Here is an 18757-nt window from a genome sequence, read left to right as displayed (position 1 = left end):
TCATGACAACCCTGAACTACCACACGGTTTTGCCTGCTGGCAGCCACTGGTCACTGGTGATGCGCCGTGGTACGGCACTCACCCTGACCGACATCGATGGCGGGGCCAACGCAGCCGTGCTGTTTTACAACCCGGAGAACTTACTGGAGCGGTATAACGCACCAGATACGCTGAAATGCCAGCATACGTTCCGCCTTGGCCGCGGCCACTGCCTCTATTCCGATATGGGGCGAATCTTCTGCGCCATTGAAGAAGACAGTTTTGGCTGGCACGACACGGTCTGCGGCAACAGCAACGCCACCCTGGTTGCTGAGCGCTTTGGTGCGCTGAATTACCAGACCGCACACAATAAGCGCCACCAGAATGGCTACGACAGCTTCCTGGTTGAGCTGGCGAAATACGGTCTGGGAAAACGCGACATGGCCGCCAACATCAACTTTTTCACCCAGGTCACGGCGGGCGCAGACGGCACGTTACACCAGGGGCAGCACAGCAAGCCGGGTGCCGAAGTCCGCCTGCGTTTTGCCATGGATACACTGGTACTGCTGCATACCTGCCCACACCCGTTGCATGCAGGCGGTGATTACCCGCGCGCTTCTCTGGGTATCACCCTTGATGGTGAGCGCAAACCACTGGCAGAGCACTGCCTGGTACGGGAAGAAAACCAGCGCGGCCTGCGCAATAACCAACTCTATTACCTGAGCGAAGGAGTCTGAACATGTTGCAAACCAGCCCACGAGTAACCGGCGATGCACTGTACCGCATGGCTGTACCGGCCGGTGATTACTGGCTGTACCGGGTGGAAGCCGGGCAAGTTTTACGAATTACGGACCTGGAAGGCAACCAGGCCGCCGACACCCTGTTTTTTAACGCCGATGACACTGCCGAACGCTACAGCGTAACCGACACACTGCGCGGCCAGGGAAACCTGTTTCTGACCACAGGCAGCGTGCTGCGATCCAATGAAGACCGCCCGATGCTGACCATTGTTGCCGATACCTGTGGCCGCCATGACACCCTGGGTGGTGCCTGCGCCACCGAGAGTAACACCGTGCGTTACGACCTGGAAAAACGCCATATGCACGCCTGCCGTGATTCCTGGATGCTGGCGGTTGCCGAACACCCGGAATACGGCCTGACCCGGCGAGACATCACCCATAACATCAACTTTTTTATGAATGTCCCCGTTACTGAACAGGGTGACCTGACATTTGCCGATGGCATTTCCGCACCCGGAAAATACGTTGAGCTGGAAGCACACATGAATGTACTGGTGCTGATTTCCAACTGCCCACAACTTAACAACCCCTGCAACGGTTATCACCCCACTCCTGTTGAAGTCGCGGTCTGGTAAGGTTGGGCGCTGCGGGACGACCCGCAAGGACGCGCCAGGATTGACGCAGGACGACCTGCATAGCCTGAGGCCAGTGAGTTATGTTAACCCGAATTCTAATTGCCAACCGTGGCGCAATCGCGGTGCGAATTATCCGTACCCTGAAACAGATGGGTATTACCGCCATCGCGGTGTATGCCGAAGCAGATAAGCATGCAGGCCATGTGCGCCTGGCCGATGAAGCCTGGTCGCTGGGCGATGGCAACGTCCGTGAAACCTACCTGAACCAGGAAAAACTCTTTGCCATCATCCGTGAAAGTGGCGCTCAGGCGGTGCATCCTGGTTACGGTTTTTTAAGTGAAAATGCCGAATTTGTTGCCGCCTGCGCTGCCGCTGGTGTGCGGTTTCTTGGCCCTACCACAGAGCAAATGGCCGCCTTTGGCCTGAAACACCGGGCGCGCGAACTGGCACAACAGCAGCAGGTTCCGCTGTTACCCGGCAGTGGATTACTGACGGACTGTGACGCCGCACTCCAGACGGCGCTGGCAATTGGCTACCCGGTTATGCTGAAAAGCACCGCAGGTGGCGGTGGTATTGGTATGCAGCGCTGCAATGATGCCGGTGAACTGCAGGCCGCCTTTGAACGGGTAAAACGCCTGGCAGGCAATAACTTTGCCGATGACGGCGTTTTCCTGGAGAAATTTATTGCCCGCGCACGCCATATTGAAGTGCAGGTATTTGGCGATGGTCAGGGCAATGTACTGGCGCTGGGCGAGCGTGACTGTTCCGCACAACGGCGTAACCAGAAAGTTATTGAAGAAACCCCGGCGCCGTACCTGAGCGAACCAACGCGCCAGGCACTCCAGCAAACCGCCATCCGCCTGTGCCAGGCCGTAAAATACCGTAGTGCCGGTACCGTCGAATATGTGTACGACGCTGAAGCAGACCGTTTCTATTTTCTGGAAGTGAACACCCGCCTGCAGGTAGAACATGGTGTGACTGAAATGGTGTTTGGCGTGGATATTGTGCGCTGGATGGTGGAACTGGCACAGGGAACACTCGCACCATTAAACCGCCTGAAAAGTGAACCCCGCGGCCATGCCATCCAGGTGCGTCTGTATGCCGAAAACCCGGCGAAAGATTACCAGCCCGTTGCCGGGTTATTAAGTGATGTCAGCTTCCCCACTGCGGTTTCTGGTGCAACGCTGCGTATTGACCACGGGATTGCGACTGGTACGGAAGTTTCTCCGCTATATGACCCTATGCTGGCAAAAGTCATTACCCATGCGCCAGACCGCAACACCGCGCTGAAGGCACTGCGCACTGCCCTGGCGGAAACCCGGTTATATGGTATTGAAACCAATCTGGCATGGTTGCGGCATATTCTTCAGCAACCTGCCGTGCGTGACGGTCGCATGCTGACCTCCACGCTGAGCCAAATCCACTGGCAACCCAACACGCTGGATGTGCTAAGTGGCGGTACGCTGACCACGATTCAGGATCTGCCGGGCCGGACAGGCTACTGGCATGTCGGTGTTCCCCCATCCGGACCTTACGATTCACGTTCATTTCGCCTGGCAAATACTTTACTGGGGAATGCCCCGGACGCCGCCGGTCTGGAAATCACCCTGCGCGGTCCGGTGCTGAAATTTAACCAGCCCTGCTCCATTGTACTGACTGGGGCAACACTCGATGCCACACTGGACGGCATACCCGTGTTGATGGGGGAAGTAACCCGCGTCGACCTTGGACAAACCCTGAGCCTGGGGGCAATTAACGGCGCAGGTTGCCGCAGTTACCTGGCGGTTGCCGGTGGTCTGGATTGCCCGTATTACCTGGGTAGCCGCAGCACGTTTACTTTAGGTAAATTTGGCGGTCACGCCGGGCGGGCGCTCCGTACCGGTGATGTGCTTCACCTGGCCGCTCCCGAAGTGCGGAGTAACGCGACACCAACAGATATTGCCATGCCAGAGTTGAGCAACAACTGGCAATTGCGGGTTATTTATGGCCCGCATGGCGCGCCCGAATTCTTCACCCCTGAGGACATTGCCGCGTTTTTTGCCGCACGCTGGCAGGTACATTATAACTCCAGCCGTACCGGCATTCGCCTGACTGGCCCGAAACCAAACTGGGCAAGGCCGGATGGCGGTGAAGCGGGTATGCACCCGTCAAACATTCATGACAATGCTTATGCTTTTGGGTCCGTCGATTTCACCGGTGATATGCCAGTTATCCTTGGCCCGGACGGCCCTTCATTGGGCGGGTTTGTCTGCCCGGCAACGGTCATAGATGCAGATTTATGGATGCTTGGGCAACTTAAGGCCGGAGACAGCGTGCAGTTTGTTCCGGTGACACTGAGCACTGCAGATGCACTGAGTGGAATTGGCGCAATGCCCACCGGGCAAGAAGCCAGCCCCAATGCACTACCCTCCCCCATATTGCTGCATGACCCGGCACGCGACGGGATGCCAGAATTAACTCTGCGGGCAGCGGGTGATCGCTTTTTACTGGTGGAGTATGGTGAACAACGCCTGGACATTACCCTGCGTTTTCGTGTCCATGCCCTGATGCAGGAACTGGAAAATGCGCCACTTGCCGGGCAACTGGAGTTAACACCGGGTATTCGTTCGTTACAGATTCACTTTGACCCGCACCTGTTACCCCGCGACAGGCTGATCAACGCCATTACCACAGCAGACGCAAAACTGGGCGACCTGCGCGACGGGCGCGTCCCTTCGCGCACCCTGTGGTTACCTTTGAGCTGGAATGACGAAGCCTGCCAGAAAGCCATCGATCACTACACCCAGTCTGTTCGCCCTGGCGCGCCATGGTGTCCAAGCAATATTGAGTTTATCCGGCGCATCAATGGCCTGCGGCATATTGATGAGGTGAAAGACATTGTGTTCAACGCCCGTTACCTGGTTATGGGGCTGGGGGATGTGTATCTCGGGGCACCGGTTGCCACACCACTGGATCCACGCCACCGCCTGGTGACGACCAAATATAACCCGGCCCGCACCTGGACGGCGGAAAACTCGGTGGGTATTGGCGGCGCTTATATGTGTGTGTACGGCATGGAAGGCCCCGGAGGCTACCAGTTTGTCGGGCGTACCATTCAAATGTGGAACCGCGACCGGCAAACACGCGAGTTTACCCAACCCTGGCTGCTGCGTTTCTTTGACCAAATCCGTTTTTACCCGGTCAGCCACGATGAACTGATGCAGTTGCGCGAACGCTTCCCCTGGGGTGAAGTACCGCTGCGTATCGAAGAAGGTGAATTCAGTCTGGCGGAATACCAACAATGGCTGGCGAGTGAAGCTCACAGCATTGAAGGCTTCCAGGCTGTACGCCAGGCCGCTTTCGATGATGAACTGGCACGCTGGCGGGCTGACGGGCAATTTACCTATATTGCTGAAGAAACAACCGCGACACCAGACGATGATGCAATACCGGAAGCCTGTTATGGCGTGGAAAGCCAGGTGGCAGGCAGCATCTGGCAGTGGATGGTTAGCGAAGGCGACAGCATTGAGCCCGGCCAGGTGATAGGCCTGCTGGAATCTATGAAAATGGAGATTCCGGTGGTTTCCCCGGTTCAGGGTAAGGTTCGTAAAGTGCAACGCCAACAGGGCCAGAGAGTGGATGCCGGGCAATTGCTTGCCATTATCGAACCCGTGGACTGACACCTGAGTCTGGGAAAATAAGCAGTGCAGCAACCCGGTTCTGCCTGGCCTGCACTGTTCATTTTCATCCCGGCAATTTTTTTACCCGGTGAATCTGGCTGGTTACTGATGTTATGAAACCCTGGCAAAAAAGTGGCACAATTTACGCACTCACTGCAAATTTCCCTCATAATCATGCCCTATTCTTACTGCTCCGGCGGGTAACCCTGTACAGGCCTGGTGGTTATTGTACGCCACTGAAAAAGTGATGTTCCCAGGGATATCCTTAATTGCGTATAATGACATTTTCGTGCATCGCCAAACTGCCATGTTAAAACAAAAAACAATTAGCCAGCATATTGAAACCACTGGGATTGGTCTGCACAGTGGGAAAAAAGTGCATATGAAACTTTCTCCGGCACCAGTCAATACAGGTGTTGTGTTTCGTCGTGTCGATCTTTCCCCGGTAGAAGAGATTCCGTTACGCGCGCATCGGATTAAAGACGCCGTTCTCGCCACCAATTTATTCAATGATAACGGTGTACGCATTTCGACTATCGAACACCTCTCGTCGGCCATTGCCGGGTTAGGCATTGATAACCTGTATGTCGAACTGGATGCCGCCGAGGTACCGATTATGGACGGGAGTTCCAACCCGTTCGTGTACCTGCTGCTTCAGGCCGGGGTTCAGGACCAACAGGAAGCAAAATCCTTCCTGAAAATTACCAAACCCGTACGAGTTACCGATGGTGACAAGTGGGCCATGCTGGAACCAGGCACCGGTTTTAGTCTGGATTTCACTATTGAGTTTAACCACCCGGCTATTGCTGCCGATACTTGTCAGTTTGCACTACAACTCACCCCAGAACGCTATGTGGCTGAACTGTCTCGCGCCCGTACTTTTGGTTTTATCAAAGATATTGAATACTTGCAGAAACAGGGCCTGAGCCTGGGAGCAAGCCTGGACAACGCCATTGGTCTGGATGAATTTACGGTAGTAAACCCGGATGGCCTGCGTTACCCGAACGAACTGGTACGCCATAAAATGCTGGATGCGGTGGGCGACCTGTTTGCCGGTGGGCACAACCTGCTGGGTCATTTCAGTGCGTATAAATCAGGCCATGCACTGAATAATGCCCTGATTTGTGCGGTGCTGGATACGGCCAACGCCTGGACACTGATTACCAGCGAGGATCCGGGGGTTAACGGGCAAGAAAATTACCGTGCAGTGCCAGCGGTTACGCGCTCCAGTTTCCCATCTCTGGCATTCACCACACACCATTAATGTTTACCTGCCAGGCAGGCTTCTGTCCTGGCAGGTCGCATCGGTATGATAGCCGCTCAGGCGCGATTTACTTCACAAATAAACGCACCACGCCGCTCATATCCTCTTCACCCAGGCCTTGCGCCATGGCTTTACGGAACGCATCACGCGCACCGCTGATGGCGGGCATTTCCGTAACTTCTTCGTCGGCCGAGCGCAACATGTAATCCAGGTCTTTTTCTATCAGCTCAACCGGAAACAACGGTGCAAACTGCTGTGTAAGCATAGACTGAGCAACCCGGCCAGCCATTGGGCTCCAGGAAGCCGTGCCCGCGACGGCATCCAGTACCCGGGCGACATCCACCCCTTCACGAATCAGGATAGCAATAGTTTCCGCCAGCGCCGCAACCTGTACTCCCAGCAACGTATTGGTCGCCAGCTTACTCATTGCCGCGGCACCATGGCTCCCGACATAAAATACATCGGACCCCATTTGTAATAATAAAGAGCGGACATGATCCACATAGCCTTCATAGCCGCCCACAAAATAGATAAGGCTGGCATTATCAGCCTGAGGGCGCGACCCTGAAACCGGAGCCTCAAGAAACGGGCGGTCACGGGAAGACATTATCTGAGCAAGCTCTCGCACCCAGGACACAGTCAGCGTACTACTTTCAATAGCGATGGCACTGGCCGGCATTCCCGCGAGTGCGCCCCATTCCGGGTTAAGCCACACTTCCCGTGAAGCCTCATCATCGCGTAATACCGAAATTATCACGCCAGCCTGTGCAACGGCTTCTCGTGGCGTGAAAGCCTGGCCGGCCCCGGCATCAACCAGTGGAGCAGCGGTTTCCGGAGTACGGTTCCACACCGTTACATCATGCCCGGCTTTCAGTAAGTTCATTGCCATGCGGCTGCCCATTGCCCCGGTGCCAAGAAATGTCACTTTCGCCATGATGGTTACCTTTTCAAGATTCTATACGCGGCGGTGACTGGTACGGGAGGGAACCGCCGGGAAATGCCGGTTGCCTGTTGCTGTCAGGCTCGCCCCGCGCCGGCTAAATGGGCTAAGGTATCTGACGCTTTATTCATCCTGGTTGCAAGTATGAATTGCCTTAATCAGACAAATTATTAGCATGGTACGTAAATAAAGCAGGCTGAATTCTCCCAGAGCGTTAGGAAGATACCTGAACCAAACCAGATACAGGCATTATTGATTTATTTTACAATAAACAATAACCAACCAGCCCCAATAAAACACCGAAATTTAAGTTAAGTAAAACACGACAAAAAAACAGAATAACCCCATCTAAATTACGCCAATATAAATGCATCAATAAGGTATTATTACACTACCCACAACGAGGTATTTTTAATTAACCACAATCACCTAACATAATTACAAGTCACTAATTCAAAAGACAAAAAATAACAATAATTATTTTTTAATAACGCAGTAAATTAAATTTCAGCAATAGCTTAAGACTATTTTAAGTAATTACACGTATATAATAAATTATACAACAAGGCGATAAACGCCGAGTGTAATTGCAGTATTAAAGTTTTCTTATTTATTTAATTATGTCTTAACTGTTTTACCAAAACCTGTGCCTGGCTTAATTGTAGCTGTAATACTCTGCGTAACAAATGACAGGATATTTTTTGAAACTGAATTTCAAATAACGCAAAGCCAGTCTCATGTTGGCCATTATCCTTAACTGTGGATAACCACACTGATTATCCGGAGCCAATTATGCAGATCTTAAAAGATATTACTATCAGAAAAATGTTGTTGATCATCCTTGCCCTGTTCACATTGATTTGGGGTGTGGCGGCAACATCAACACTGAAAAACTTCAGTGATATTAATCAACTACTTGACCAAACCATGGTGCAGAAAAAAACCTACGCCATGTTGGTAAAAGGTAACGACCAGTATTTCCGCACCATGACGCGGATGTTACGTGCGGTTGACTTCCGTCAGTCCGGTGATGTTGCAGATGCAGAGAAAACCTTCGCCTCAGCAGGCAAGGCACTGAAAATCACTCAGGATATGCTGGCTGAGTTTCGCCAAAGCCAACACCCGGGCGTAGATGAAGCACTGGTCCAGAACATGGTTCATGATTGGGAAGCCCTGCTCAACACCATCGCGCCCATGTTACAAAACGCTGAAGCGAATAATCTGGATGCTTTCCGCCAGACATTTCGCCAGGTTTATCCGCCGCTGAGTGTACAGTTTGGCGTAACCGCCGAGAAATACACCAAAGCGATTCAGGCTGACAGTACTGTTCAGCAAGCTCAGTCGCACATTAACAGCAACCGCTTTATTCTGCTGAGTGCCCTGGTGGCAGGCATTATTACCCTGTTTCTGACAGACCGTTACCTGGTGGCTTATCTGGTGCGCCCTGTAGGCATCATCAAGAAGCACCTGGAGCGCTTAACCGCAGGCCAGTTACAACATAACATCGATGACTTTGGCCGCAACTGCGCAGGGCAGCTGATCCCTTACATCCGTAGCATGCAAGAGAGTCTGCGCAATACAGTGACAGTAATCCGTGACAGCTCTGGCACCATTTACACCAGTACCAGCCATATCCGTAAAGGTAATGAAGAACTCTCTGGCCGTACCGACCAGCAGGCAGCGGCATTGCAACAAACTTCAGCGAGTATGGAAGAACTGACTTCCACGGTAAAAAACAACGCGGAAAATGTTCACCAGGCATGCCAGTTAACCGATGAAGCACAAAGTGTGGCCCAAAAAGGGGGGGAAATTACCAGCACAGTGGTGAAAACCATGGCAGGAATTTCTGAGAGCTCACACAAAATTGCGGATATCACCAGCGTAATTAACAGCATCTCGTTCCAGACCAATATTCTGGCACTGAACGCCGCAGTCGAAGCTGCCAGAGCGGGTGAACAAGGGCGTGGTTTTGCCGTCGTCGCCAGTGAAGTACGCTCTCTGGCACAGCGCAGCGCACAGGCCGCCAAAGAGATAGAAGGTTTAATCAGTGAATCTGTCAACCGTGTGACTACTGGCGTGGGCCAGGTTCAGGAAGCAGGTAAAGCAATGGAAACCATCATTACCTCTGTTAGCCGGGTACGGGAATTGATGGGTGAAATATCTGTCGCTTCAGATGAACAGACCCGAGGTATCGACCAAATCAGCCAGGCGATGAATGAGATGGATAGCGTCACTCAACAAAACGCTGCGCAAGTGCAACAGGCCGCCACCAGTGCCGCTGCCCTGGAGATGGAAGCAGAACACCTGACAGGAGCCATTGCGGTGTTTGACCTGGGCAGCAGCTATACCCCAAAAGCGAATTCTGAAGTGAGAAAGCCGGCGCTAAAACCGTCCCAGAGCGTGAAGGCGCTTACCGCCAACACCGGGGAAAACTGGGAAACATTCTAATAATAAGCAGTAAATAACGCAGAGCGTTGCCGGGAAATTCACAGGTTTCCCGGCTTTTTTATAAGGTTCGTAAAAAACCACATTGGGCATTCCGTGCGGTTTTGTTTTTTTACACAGGAAAACTTTTCAGTTTAGCTGTACAGTTTAGCTGTAGATACTTCAACTGACAGGTCGCTGCCAGCAGGCCTGTAATTTGACGAATTAAGAACACAGCTGGCTGGCAATGAACTGCATATGAATACATCCATCCCTTCAGAACAAAGCGCCATTCTGGCTCAGTCCCTGCAAACTGCTATGCGCAAACTCCGTCGCCGGTTGCGCCAGCAGTCCACCTTGAGTGAACTTTCCGCCTCTCAACTTGCCGTGCTACACCACCTGGAGAATGAGGGTGCAGAAACCGTTTCAGCATTGGCGCGCTCTGAAGGTATTCGCCCACAATCGATGGCGGCCATTGTCAACAGCCTGATGGCAGCGGGGTTTATCACAGGCAATCCGGACCCCAATGACGGGCGACAGACATTACTTTCGCTTACTGATGCCTGGTATGCGTGGGTTATGCCCCGCCGGGCACTGCGTAAGGACTGGTTAACCCGTTCGATTTCAGCGTCTCTCAGTGAGGATGAGCAAGAAACGCTTTCCCAGGCCATCAGCCTGATTAACCGGCTGACCGATGATGCCAGTAACGGGAAATAATCAACCGGCCTTCTCCCCAGAAACTATGTGCTAACCGCAGGTCGCTATGTCAGTCACCACGATTTTTCGTTCATTTCGCAATACCAATTACCGTATTTGGGCCTGCGGTGCCTTTGTGTCAAATATTGGCACCTGGGTACAGCGTGTGGCGCAGGACTGGATAGTCCTGACGCAACTCACGAACCATAATGCGTCAGCCGTTGGCGTCGTCATGGCATTGCAGTTTGCCCCACCGTTATTGTTCCTGCCGTGGACCGGTTTTGCAGCGGATTACTTTAATCAGCGTAAGTTATTGCTGACCACACAGGCGATTATGGGCATCCTGGCCCTGGGGCTTGGAGTGCTGACCATTACCGGCCTGGTTCAGTTATGGCATGTTTATGTCTTCGCATTTTTGTTTGGTACAGCCAATGCCTTCGATGCCCCGGCCAGGCAAACTTTTGTTGCCGAACTGGTTGGCGATAACGATTTACCCAATGCAGTAGCACTCAACTCTACCTCGTTTAATTCGGCGCGGATGATTGGCCCTGCCGTGTCCGGGCTGGTGATTGCCGCCGTAGGTACCGGCTGGGCGTTTGCGCTAAATGGGCTGTCGTTTATCGCTGTGCTGATTTCACTGCTGTTTCTGCAGGCAGATAAGCTCTACCCCCAAGTGCGGGCAGCACGCAAGAAAGGCAATTTTGTTGAAGGGCTGCGCTATGTTAAAGGCCGGCCTGATCTGAAAGCCATTCTGCTGATGCTGTTTTTTATTGGCACATTCGGCCTTAACTTCCCGATTTATATTTCGACAATGGCTGTCAGTGTATTTCATACCGATGCCCGTGGTTTTGGTTTGCTCTCCTCGGTGATGGCTTGTGGCACGCTGCTGGGCGCACTGATGTGTGCCGGGCGCGAACGGCCACGTTTCACCACCTTAATTCTGGGTGCCGGTTTTTTCGGTATAGGTTGTATTCTGGCTGCTGTATCCCCAGGTTACTGGTGGTTTGCCGCGATGCTGGGCATAACCGGGGTTGCGTCACTGACTTTTATGAATACCTCCAACAGTCTGGTGCAACTGACGACTGAATCCAGCATGCGTGGACGGGTTATGGCGTTGCGTATCTGTATTGCCATGGGTGGGACGCCAATCGGCGCGCCTATTGCGGGCTGGGTCGCAGACAACTATGGTGCGCGCAGTGCCATGGGAATTGGTGCTGCAGCGGGTATCATCGCCGCAGTAATTGGCATTGTGGTTTGGTTACGCCAGCACAGGGCGCAACTTTCCACCACAACTCACGATGTGCCCTAAAAAAACCGGGACACCACAACAACACAAGACCAACAACCGGGCAAACGTGGTATGGTGACAGCGTTTTTTTTGCATCCCACTACTCTGCCATATGTAATTGCCATGATGAAAAACGAACTTTTCACCGCACGCCTGGTCCTGGCCCCTCTTAATGCCAATGACTGGCCGTTTTACCTGGCGCTGCGCCAGAACCCGGACGTCATGAAATACATGGCGGAAATTGATAATGAAGACGGTATTCGCCAGAGTTTTGAGCGCCTGCTGAACCAGGAACCGGGCTGCTATTTTATTATTCGTGAACAGCACAACCCTCAGGCGGTAGGCGATATTGGCCTGAATATCAACAGACTGGTGCCCGATGCGGCGGCTGTAGGTTACAGCCTGTTGCCACACGTTCGGGGAAAAGGCTATGCATATGAAGCCCTGTCTGCGGTATGCCAGTTTGCTCTCAATCTGCCCGGCATAAAGAAAATCAGTGCACTGGCACTCAGAGAAAACCAGGCTTCCATTCAGTTGCTGGAAAAGGTGGGGTTTCGCTGTGAAATAGTGACCAAAGAGAGCTATTTACTGAATGGCCACTATTACGATGATTGTGAGTACCGTCTTTATGAAGAAAACTTCAGGCCACTTCAGCCGCATTCACACCCATAAACTGGCGAATGCGTTGTAAAGCGGGGCTGTGCTCTCCACAACGAATATGGGCCGGTGTGGCATCGGCCTGAATATTCCCCTGGTTCATGAGTATCACCCGGTCCGAAATGGCCAGGGCAAAATCCATCTCGTGCGTAACAATAACCATTGTCATGCCTTCCCGGGCCAGCTCACTGATCACTTTCAGCACTTCACCCACGCGTTCCGGATCCAGTGCCGAAGTCGGTTCATCAAACAACATGATATCCGGCGACAACGCCAGTGCTCTGGCTATCGCCACACGTTGTTGCTGCCCACCGGATAACTGGTGCGGGTACTTATCCACATGCGCCAGCAACCCCACTTTATCCAGCAACCACAGCGCCTGGGCACGGCGTACTGTTTCTTTTTCGGGTTGGTGGTGATACCGCTGAGCCAGCATCACGTTTTGCAAAATAGTGTAGTGGGGAAACAGGTTAAACCCCTGAAAAACCATACCAATACGGCGAATACCTTGTTGTTCAGCCTTACGGTTGCGGGCATTGCCTGCCTGAATAAACCCTTCACCGAATAACACCACCTCACCTTTATCCAGACTTTCCAGGCCATTAATGGTGCGAATTAATGTCGTTTTTCCCGAACCCGACGGACCAATCACACTGACTACTTCACCGGGTGCAACCCGTAGTTCTACGCCTTTCAGTACTTCATGCTGCCCCCAGGCTTTATGAATATCCTTCATTAACAGCGCATCAGGGCTGCCGTGTTGTATTGCTGGCTGGCGCAATGCCAGAGGCTGAGCCTGTTCACGTAACGCGGCAAGCTGTTCGTCGGCCAGGGTTTGTGGTGTTTTAGCCTGCACGTTAACCCGACGCTCAACAAGCTGGAACAATAAGCTGAAGACCGAGACTATCAATACATAGTAAACCGCCACTGCCGCCAGGGTTTCCATCACCAGAAAGTTTTCAGCATATAACCGTTGGCCGGTCATCAGCAGTTCAGGCAATGAGATAACGGACACCAGAGAGGTTTGCTTCACAATGGTAATAAATTCATTGATAAGAGATGGCAGTGCGATGCGTAGTGCCTGCGGGATAACCACCATGCGCTGAATGCCAACATAGCCAAACCCCAGTGCATGGCCTGCTTCGTGCTGCCCTTTAGCCACTGAGAGCAACCCGCCACGATGGATTTCCGCCATATACGCGGTTTCCACCAGCACGGTTGCTATCAGGCCAGCCACAAAGGCGTTACCCAAAATAGCACCTGTGCCGGGGAACAGTTGCGGCAGGTTATAGACAAACACCACCAGCACCAGCAGAGGTACGCTGCGAAATAACCAGATATAGACCTGGCTGATACTTTTCAACCAGCCCGGCCCGGACAGCCGGGCACTGGCCATCAGAAAGCCCAGTACCAGGCCTGCCAGCCAGGAGAGCACGCTTAATTCGACCACGGTGACACAGGCCTGCCAAAACGCATTCATCGAAAAAAGTGAAAAGAAATAGGCCCAGTTAAATGTCATATGCTGCTCTCTCCTGTCCGGTTAACACCACCTGCCATTAGCGGGTCTGGGTATCCGTAATGCCGTAACGGGCATACTTTTTCAGTAATGCGGCGTATTCCCCGTTCTGGCGCAGAGTTGCCAGGGCCTTAGTCAGGCTGGCTTTCAACGCGTCATTGCCTTTTTTCACATAGATACCCAGGGTTTGCGGGTAAATGGTGTTGGGTGACGTGATTTTCACCCGGCCATGGCTGCGTTCAGCAAACATGCTGACTGCACCGGCGATATCCACCTGAGCCTGAACATGGCCTGCCAGCAAAGCCTGCATGGTTTCCGGCGCGGTAGGGAACTCTTTCACCGTAATGGTGCCTTTACCGCTGGTTTTGCAGTAGCTGTCTGAAAGCTCACGCAGTTTTTTCACCCAGGATGTCCCCTGCTGCAACCCTACTGTTACGCCACACAGGTCTTTTTCTGTTTTTGGTGCAATGGTGCTGTCATTACGCACCATGATGTACGCGCCGGTGTCGGCATAAGGAATGGCATCGGCCTGAGCTGTGCGCTCTGGCGTGATATACAGTGCGGAAATGACTGTGTCATGGCGGTCGGCATTCAGCCCGAGGATCAGTCCACTGAATTTGGTATCTGCCAGTTGCAGTTGTAAGCCCATTTGCTGGCTGAGTAATTGCGCCAGCTCAGCATCGAACCCGACAATTTTGTTGTCCTGCCAGGATTCAAACGGCGGGTAAGCCACTTCCATCCCCACTTTTAATACCCCCGGTTTCAGCGTGCCATCGGCCGCACTGACTGCTGAAGAAACCGTGCCCAGGCCCGCCATTAACGCCAGGGCCACACATACACCACGAAGAGAAACAGCCTGAGTCATCGCATTGCTCCTGTAGAAGTCATTCGCCGATGATGCGCACCGGCAAGCTGGCAAAGTAATTCAAACATCATGGTGGCACCGGTCATGCTGGTCAGGTTGCCCTGGTCAAAAGGCGGTGCCACTTCCACCACATCAGCGCCCACTAAGTTCAACCCCTGCAACAGGCGCACACCGTGCTGTGCCTGAAGCGTGGTCATTCCTCCGATTTCTGGCGTACCGGTACCGGGTGCATAGACCGGGTCCAGCACGTCAATATCGAAACTGATATAGGTCGGTTCCATCCCGACAATGGCTCTGGCCCGCTCCATTACGGTTTGCATACCTTCTTGCGTCACTTGTTCCATGGGAATAATGGTGATGCCGTTGGCCCGGGCCCAAACGTGGTCATGTTCACTGAACAGCGCGCCACGGATACCAATTTGTACTGTGCGTTGGGGATCAAGCACACCCTCTTCCACCGCACGGCGAAACGGTGTGCCATGGGTAAAGCGTTCACCGCCAAAATAGGTATCGTTGGTATCGGAATGCGCATCAAAATGGATCATGCCCACTGGCTGTTCCCGCCCCAGCGCCCGCAGAATGGGCAGTGTGGTCAGGTGATCGCCGCCGGCTGTCAGTGGCATTACCTGCTGCTGATACAGAGTGCGGTAATAGTTTTCGATCCGCGCCAGGCTGTCCTGCACATCGACCGGGTTAACCTGCACATCGCCCAGATCCCCCACTCTTGCCAGGTCATAGGGTGACTGGTATGTCACCGGATGAACCCGGCGTACCAGGCTTGAGGCATTACGTAATTCGCGTGGTCCGTGGCGGGTTCCCGCCCGGTTGGTGGTACCGCCATCCCAGGGCACGCCCACCACACCGATATCCAGCGATGCAATTTGTGCGCCAAATGGCAGGCGAAAAAAGGTCGGCAGCCCGCTGTAACGGGGAATATCGCCACTTTGGGGCTGCGGATAATCCGTTGAAGTTAATGTATTCACAGACGTGTTTCTCCTTGATAACGCACTCCGGGCAACACACACAGCATTTCGTACAGCAAGTTGGCGCCAAGTTGTGCAGTCATACCGCTAATATCGTAAGGGGGGGAGACTTCGACCAGGTCGCAGCCAGTCAGGTTTAACCCCCGGCAACCACGAACAATTTCCAGTGCCTGAATGGCGCTGAGCCCGCCAACTTCCGGAGTACCAGTGCCAGGTGCCCAGGCCGGGTCAATGCTGTCTATATCGTAAGAGAGGTACACCGGGCCCGCGCCCATCATTTGGCGCACTTCCGCCATCAGGGGGGACAGGCTTTTATGCCAGCACTGCTCAACCGGGATCAGCCGGAACCCCTGGTCTACCCCCCACTGGAAATCACCACTGGCATAGCCCTGGGCACGTTGCCCAATTTGCACAACACGCTGGCAATCCAGCAAACCCTCTTCTACCGCCCGGCGGAAAGTGGTGCCGTGAGCGATTTTCTCGCCGAACATGTCATCGTTGGTGTCGGTATGGGCATCAACATGAATCAGCCCCACCGGGCCGTGTTTTTTCGCCAGTGCGCGCAGAATGGGCAGCGTTAACGTGTGGTCACCGCCCAGAGTGAGGGGGATAAGCGGCCAGTCGTTAAGACGGGTATAAAAATCTTCAATGATGTCGACAGATTTCAGTAAGCTGTAGGTGTTAATTGGCACATCGCCAATATCACCAACCTGCAAAGAATCAAAAGGTGCCGCTCCGGTTGCCATGTTGTACGGGCGAATCATCACGGATTCATTGCGGATATTACGTGGCCCGTAGCGGGTTCCGGCACGTTGTGAAGTACCCACGTCCAGAGGGATCCCAACAAATGCCACATCAAGGCCAGCAGGGCTGTCGCAGAAAGGCAGGCGTAGCATGGTGCCACGCCCTGCAAAGCGCGGCATTTCATTGCCCCCCTGCGGTTGGTTATACACTTTCTCCATGAGCACTTTCTCCTGGTTAGCGGAGCAGGCAACTCTGCCCCCGGTGTGTCTGGAAATAGTGCATCAGGGAGAAAGGATGAAAAAATAGCAAAAAGCAAAAAATTAGTTTAGAAAAAGGAAAACTAATTGATGGAATAAAACAGAGGTAATCGCTTATGGCTGCTGGGAAATTCCCCAATCTTCGGTTGGTGCATATTTTTGTCACTGTGGCCAAACACCAGGGGTTTGCCAATGCCCAGGGGGAGCTGAATTTAACTGTATCGGCTATCAGTAATTACATGAGTGAGCTGGAAGATAAGCTGGGGTTTGTGCTGTGCCGCCGGGGGCGAGGCGGGTTTGCGCTGACAACCAAAGGTGAAGCCTTTTTACAGCAGAGTATGACGTTACTGAACACACTGGAAAATTTTGACCGCTACACGGCGTCACTGCGTGGAGAACAAAGTGGCACTCTCAACCTGGGCATTATTGACTCCACGATTACCGACCCAATGCTTCCTGCCAGTAAAGCTATTGCCCGGTTCAGTGAACTGTTTCCCCTGGTTCACCTTAACCTGCAGATCAAAAACCCGAATGCGCTGTTACACGGCATTCTGAATAATGAACTCGATATTGCTGTTGGCACTTTTTCTCTGCAAGGCAACAGTGTGGTCTCACACCCGTTATACCGTGAACAACACTGGTTGTATTGCAGTGATCAACATGAATTATTTACGGTTCGCCACCCTACAGTGGCGCATATTTCCCAGATGCGTATGGTCACACGCAGTTACTGGAGTGCGGCAGATTTGGGTAAGAAAGGGTTTAAACAGAGCCTTGCCAGCGTGGAGAGTATGGAAGCACAACTGATGCTGATCCTCTCGGGAAAATATATTGGGTATTTACCAGAACATTACGCACTGAACTGGGTAAAGCAACAACGGTTGCGGGCACTGTTACCCACCGATTATGGTTATCAGGCTCCCTTTTCCCTGATTTTCCGCCGTGGGCGCAGTAAAGAGATATTGATACGAACAGTACGTGATTTGCTGAGAAATTCTGCGAAAAATAGCAAATCCCGGCACTGAATGCACCGGGATAAAGCGAGGATAAACCCGTTATAACCCAAGGCGCGCCATCATCAGCGCCAGGTCGACCAGGCGGTTTGAAAAACCCCATTCGTTGTCATACCAGGCAAGCACTTTCACCATGCGTCCACCAATAACCAGGGTAGACAACCCGTCAATAATGGAAGAGCGCGGGTCGCCCCGGTAATCACTGGACACCAGTGGTTCATCGCTGTAGCCGAGGATCCCCTTCATCGGCCCTTCACTGGCGGCAGCCCGAAAAGCGGCGTTCACTTCTTCCACAGTGACATCCCGTTTCAGGTTCACACTCAAGTCGACAATTGAGACTACAGGCACCGGCACCCGTAAAGAATACCCGGTAAGCCGGCCATCAAGCTCTGGGATAACCCTGCCAATTGCTTTTGCCGCGCCACTGGAATACGGCACGATAGATAACGCAGCGGCACGGGCACCACGCAAATCTTTTTCCGGCTGGTCGTGCAGTGCCTGGCTGTTGGTATAAGCATGCGTGGTGTTCATCATGCCATGTTCAATACCAAACGCCTGGTTCAGTACCTGGACTGCGGGAGCCAGGCCATTGGTGGTGCAACTGCCGTTACTGACCACGATATGCTTTTCAGGGTTGTACTGGGTGTCGTTTACCCCCATCACAATGGTGATGTCATCGTTTTTTCCTGGTGCCGAGATAATCACACGTTTAGCGCCGCCGTGAGTGACATGCACTTCTGCTTTGCTTTTTTCGGTAAAAAAGCCAGTGGCTTCAATGACTATATCCACATCCAGTGAATGCCAGGGGATCTCTGCCGGGTCGCGGTGGGCAAAAACCCGAATGGGTTTGCCCCCAACTAACAAGTTATCACCTTCGGGTTCCACGCTGACCGGAAATTTCCCCATCAGGGAGTCGTATTTGAGTAAATGCGCCAGAGTGGCGCTGTCGGTGAGGTCGTTAATTGCGACGACATTGAAATCATCCTGGCCAAGCGCCGCGCGCAGTACATTGCGGCCAATACGCCCAAATCCGTTAATGCCTACCTTAACCATAAATACCTCCTCAGTCAGTTTCTGTTAACTACTGTACTGAGTAC

At 53.0% G+C, this 18757-nt stretch carries 15 protein-coding genes; 9 read left to right on the top strand and 6 right to left on the bottom strand.

Features of this window, described 5'->3' with window-relative positions; translation table 11 throughout:
- Positions 1-2: 2 nt before the first annotated feature.
- The 4 genes from A9B99_RS15745 to lpxC all read left to right on the top strand — a co-directional run bounded on the left by A9B99_RS15745 (position 3) and on the right by lpxC (position 6277).
- Positions 3-716, top strand: coding sequence for an urea amidolyase associated protein UAAP1 (locus tag A9B99_RS15745; protein WP_064599094.1), 714 nt, complete (start codon positions 3-5; stop codon positions 714-716).
- Between the two features lie 2 nt (positions 717-718).
- Positions 719-1354 (top strand): urea amidolyase associated protein UAAP2, encoded by a 636-nt coding sequence (locus A9B99_RS15740; protein ID WP_064599092.1) that lies wholly within the window; start codon positions 719-721, stop codon positions 1352-1354.
- 80 nt (positions 1355-1434) lie between these two features.
- The gene (uca, locus tag A9B99_RS15735) at positions 1435-5013 is read left to right on the top strand and encodes an urea carboxylase (protein WP_064599090.1); all 3579 of its coding nucleotides are present in this window, start codon (positions 1435-1437) and stop codon (positions 5011-5013) included.
- A gap of 307 nt (positions 5014-5320) precedes the next feature.
- Positions 5321-6277 (top strand): UDP-3-O-acyl-N-acetylglucosamine deacetylase, encoded by a 957-nt coding sequence (gene lpxC / locus A9B99_RS15730; protein WP_064599731.1) that lies wholly within the window; start codon positions 5321-5323, stop codon positions 6275-6277.
- Positions 6278-6344: 67 nt separating this feature from the next.
- Here the strand turns inward: lpxC and A9B99_RS15725 are convergent, their stop codons facing one another.
- Positions 6345-7211 carry an NAD(P)-dependent oxidoreductase gene (locus tag A9B99_RS15725; protein ID WP_064599088.1) on the bottom strand — a complete coding sequence of 289 codons (867 nt, stop codon included), beginning with the start codon at positions 7209-7211 and terminating at the stop codon, positions 6345-6347.
- A gap of 798 nt (positions 7212-8009) precedes the next feature.
- Here A9B99_RS15725 and A9B99_RS15720 point away from each other — a divergent pair.
- The 4 genes from A9B99_RS15720 to A9B99_RS15705 all read left to right on the top strand — a co-directional run bounded on the left by A9B99_RS15720 (position 8010) and on the right by A9B99_RS15705 (position 12297).
- Positions 8010-9665, top strand: a complete 1656-nt coding sequence (locus tag A9B99_RS15720; protein WP_064599087.1) for a methyl-accepting chemotaxis protein — start codon at positions 8010-8012, stop codon at positions 9663-9665.
- Positions 9666-9899: 234 nt separating this feature from the next.
- Positions 9900-10358, top strand: a complete 459-nt coding sequence (locus A9B99_RS15715) for a MarR family winged helix-turn-helix transcriptional regulator (RefSeq protein ID WP_064599085.1) — start codon at positions 9900-9902, stop codon at positions 10356-10358.
- Positions 10359-10404: 46 nt separating this feature from the next.
- Entirely contained in the window at positions 10405-11646 is a 1242-nt protein-coding gene (locus A9B99_RS15710; RefSeq protein WP_064599083.1) for an MFS transporter, read from the top strand.
- A gap of 102 nt (positions 11647-11748) precedes the next feature.
- Complete coding sequence (locus A9B99_RS15705) at positions 11749-12297, top strand: GNAT family N-acetyltransferase (RefSeq protein ID WP_231889203.1); 549 nt, start codon at positions 11749-11751, stop codon at positions 12295-12297.
- Here the strand turns inward: A9B99_RS15705 and A9B99_RS15700 are convergent.
- From A9B99_RS15700 to speB (A9B99_RS15685), 4 genes are read right to left on the bottom strand one after another with little or no spacing between them, the layout of a single operon-like run.
- Positions 12266-13801, bottom strand: a complete 1536-nt coding sequence (locus A9B99_RS15700; protein ID WP_064599081.1) for an amino acid ABC transporter permease/ATP-binding protein — start codon at positions 13799-13801, stop codon at positions 12266-12268. The genes A9B99_RS15705 and A9B99_RS15700 overlap by 32 nt on opposite strands.
- Before the next feature lie 37 nt (positions 13802-13838).
- Positions 13839-14663: an ABC transporter substrate-binding protein gene (locus tag A9B99_RS15695; protein ID WP_064599079.1), complete on the bottom strand. Its 825-nt coding sequence runs from the start codon at positions 14661-14663 to the stop codon at positions 13839-13841.
- On the bottom strand, positions 14660-15646 hold the full coding sequence (speB, locus tag A9B99_RS15690) for an agmatinase (protein ID WP_064599077.1): 987 nt from the start codon (positions 15644-15646) through the stop codon (positions 14660-14662). Before speB (A9B99_RS15690) ends, A9B99_RS15695 begins: the two co-directional genes overlap by 4 nt.
- The gene (gene speB, locus A9B99_RS15685; protein ID WP_064599075.1) at positions 15643-16608 is read right to left on the bottom strand and encodes an agmatinase; all 966 of its coding nucleotides are present in this window, start codon (positions 16606-16608) and stop codon (positions 15643-15645) included. The genes speB (A9B99_RS15690) and speB (A9B99_RS15685) overlap by 4 nt, the downstream gene beginning before the upstream one ends.
- Before the next feature lie 155 nt (positions 16609-16763).
- On the opposite strand from speB (A9B99_RS15685), the gene A9B99_RS15680 reads away from it, so the two are divergent.
- Positions 16764-17672 carry a LysR family transcriptional regulator gene (locus A9B99_RS15680; RefSeq protein WP_064599074.1) on the top strand — a complete coding sequence of 303 codons (909 nt, stop codon included), beginning with the start codon at positions 16764-16766 and terminating at the stop codon, positions 17670-17672.
- A gap of 30 nt (positions 17673-17702) precedes the next feature.
- On the opposite strand, the gene gap is transcribed toward A9B99_RS15680, so the two are convergent.
- On the bottom strand, positions 17703-18713 hold the full coding sequence (gene gap, locus A9B99_RS15675; protein WP_064599072.1) for a type I glyceraldehyde-3-phosphate dehydrogenase: 1011 nt from the start codon (positions 18711-18713) through the stop codon (positions 17703-17705).
- Positions 18714-18757 lie beyond the last annotated feature (44 nt).

The sequence above is a fragment of the Mangrovibacter phragmitis genome, assembly GCF_001655675.1.
GTDB lineage: Bacteria > Pseudomonadota > Gammaproteobacteria > Enterobacterales > Enterobacteriaceae > Mangrovibacter > Mangrovibacter phragmitis.
The sequence above is the reverse complement of the archived record's forward strand: the minus strand, read 5'-3'. Positions and strand labels throughout refer to the sequence as shown.

Coding starts and splice junctions, on each gene's coding strand:
- A9B99_RS15705 (WP_231889203.1), top strand. CDS start 11,749: ATGATGAAAAACGAACTTTTCACCGCACGCCTGGTCCTGGCCCCTCTT.
- gap (WP_064599072.1), bottom strand. CDS start 18,713: ATGGTTAAGGTAGGCATTAACGGATTTGGGCGTATTGGCCGCAATGTA.
- A9B99_RS15700 (WP_064599081.1), bottom strand. CDS start 13,801: ATGACATTTAACTGGGCCTATTTCTTTTCACTTTTTTCGATGAATGCG.
- A9B99_RS15715 (WP_064599085.1), top strand. CDS start 9,900: ATGAATACATCCATCCCTTCAGAACAAAGCGCCATTCTGGCTCAGTCC.
- A9B99_RS15725 (WP_064599088.1), bottom strand. CDS start 7,211: ATGGCGAAAGTGACATTTCTTGGCACCGGGGCAATGGGCAGCCGCATG.
- A9B99_RS15695 (WP_064599079.1), bottom strand. CDS start 14,663: ATGACTCAGGCTGTTTCTCTTCGTGGTGTATGTGTGGCCCTGGCGTTA.
- A9B99_RS15740 (WP_064599092.1), top strand. CDS start 719: ATGTTGCAAACCAGCCCACGAGTAACCGGCGATGCACTGTACCGCATG.
- speB (WP_064599075.1), bottom strand. CDS start 16,608: ATGGAGAAAGTGTATAACCAACCGCAGGGGGGCAATGAAATGCCGCGC.
- A9B99_RS15745 (WP_064599094.1), top strand. CDS start 3: ATGACAACCCTGAACTACCACACGGTTTTGCCTGCTGGCAGCCACTGG.
- A9B99_RS15680 (WP_064599074.1), top strand. CDS start 16,764: ATGGCTGCTGGGAAATTCCCCAATCTTCGGTTGGTGCATATTTTTGTC.
- A9B99_RS15720 (WP_064599087.1), top strand. CDS start 8,010: ATGCAGATCTTAAAAGATATTACTATCAGAAAAATGTTGTTGATCATC.
- lpxC (WP_064599731.1), top strand. CDS start 5,321: ATGTTAAAACAAAAAACAATTAGCCAGCATATTGAAACCACTGGGATT.
- A9B99_RS15710 (WP_064599083.1), top strand. CDS start 10,405: ATGTCAGTCACCACGATTTTTCGTTCATTTCGCAATACCAATTACCGT.
- uca (WP_064599090.1), top strand. CDS start 1,435: ATGTTAACCCGAATTCTAATTGCCAACCGTGGCGCAATCGCGGTGCGA.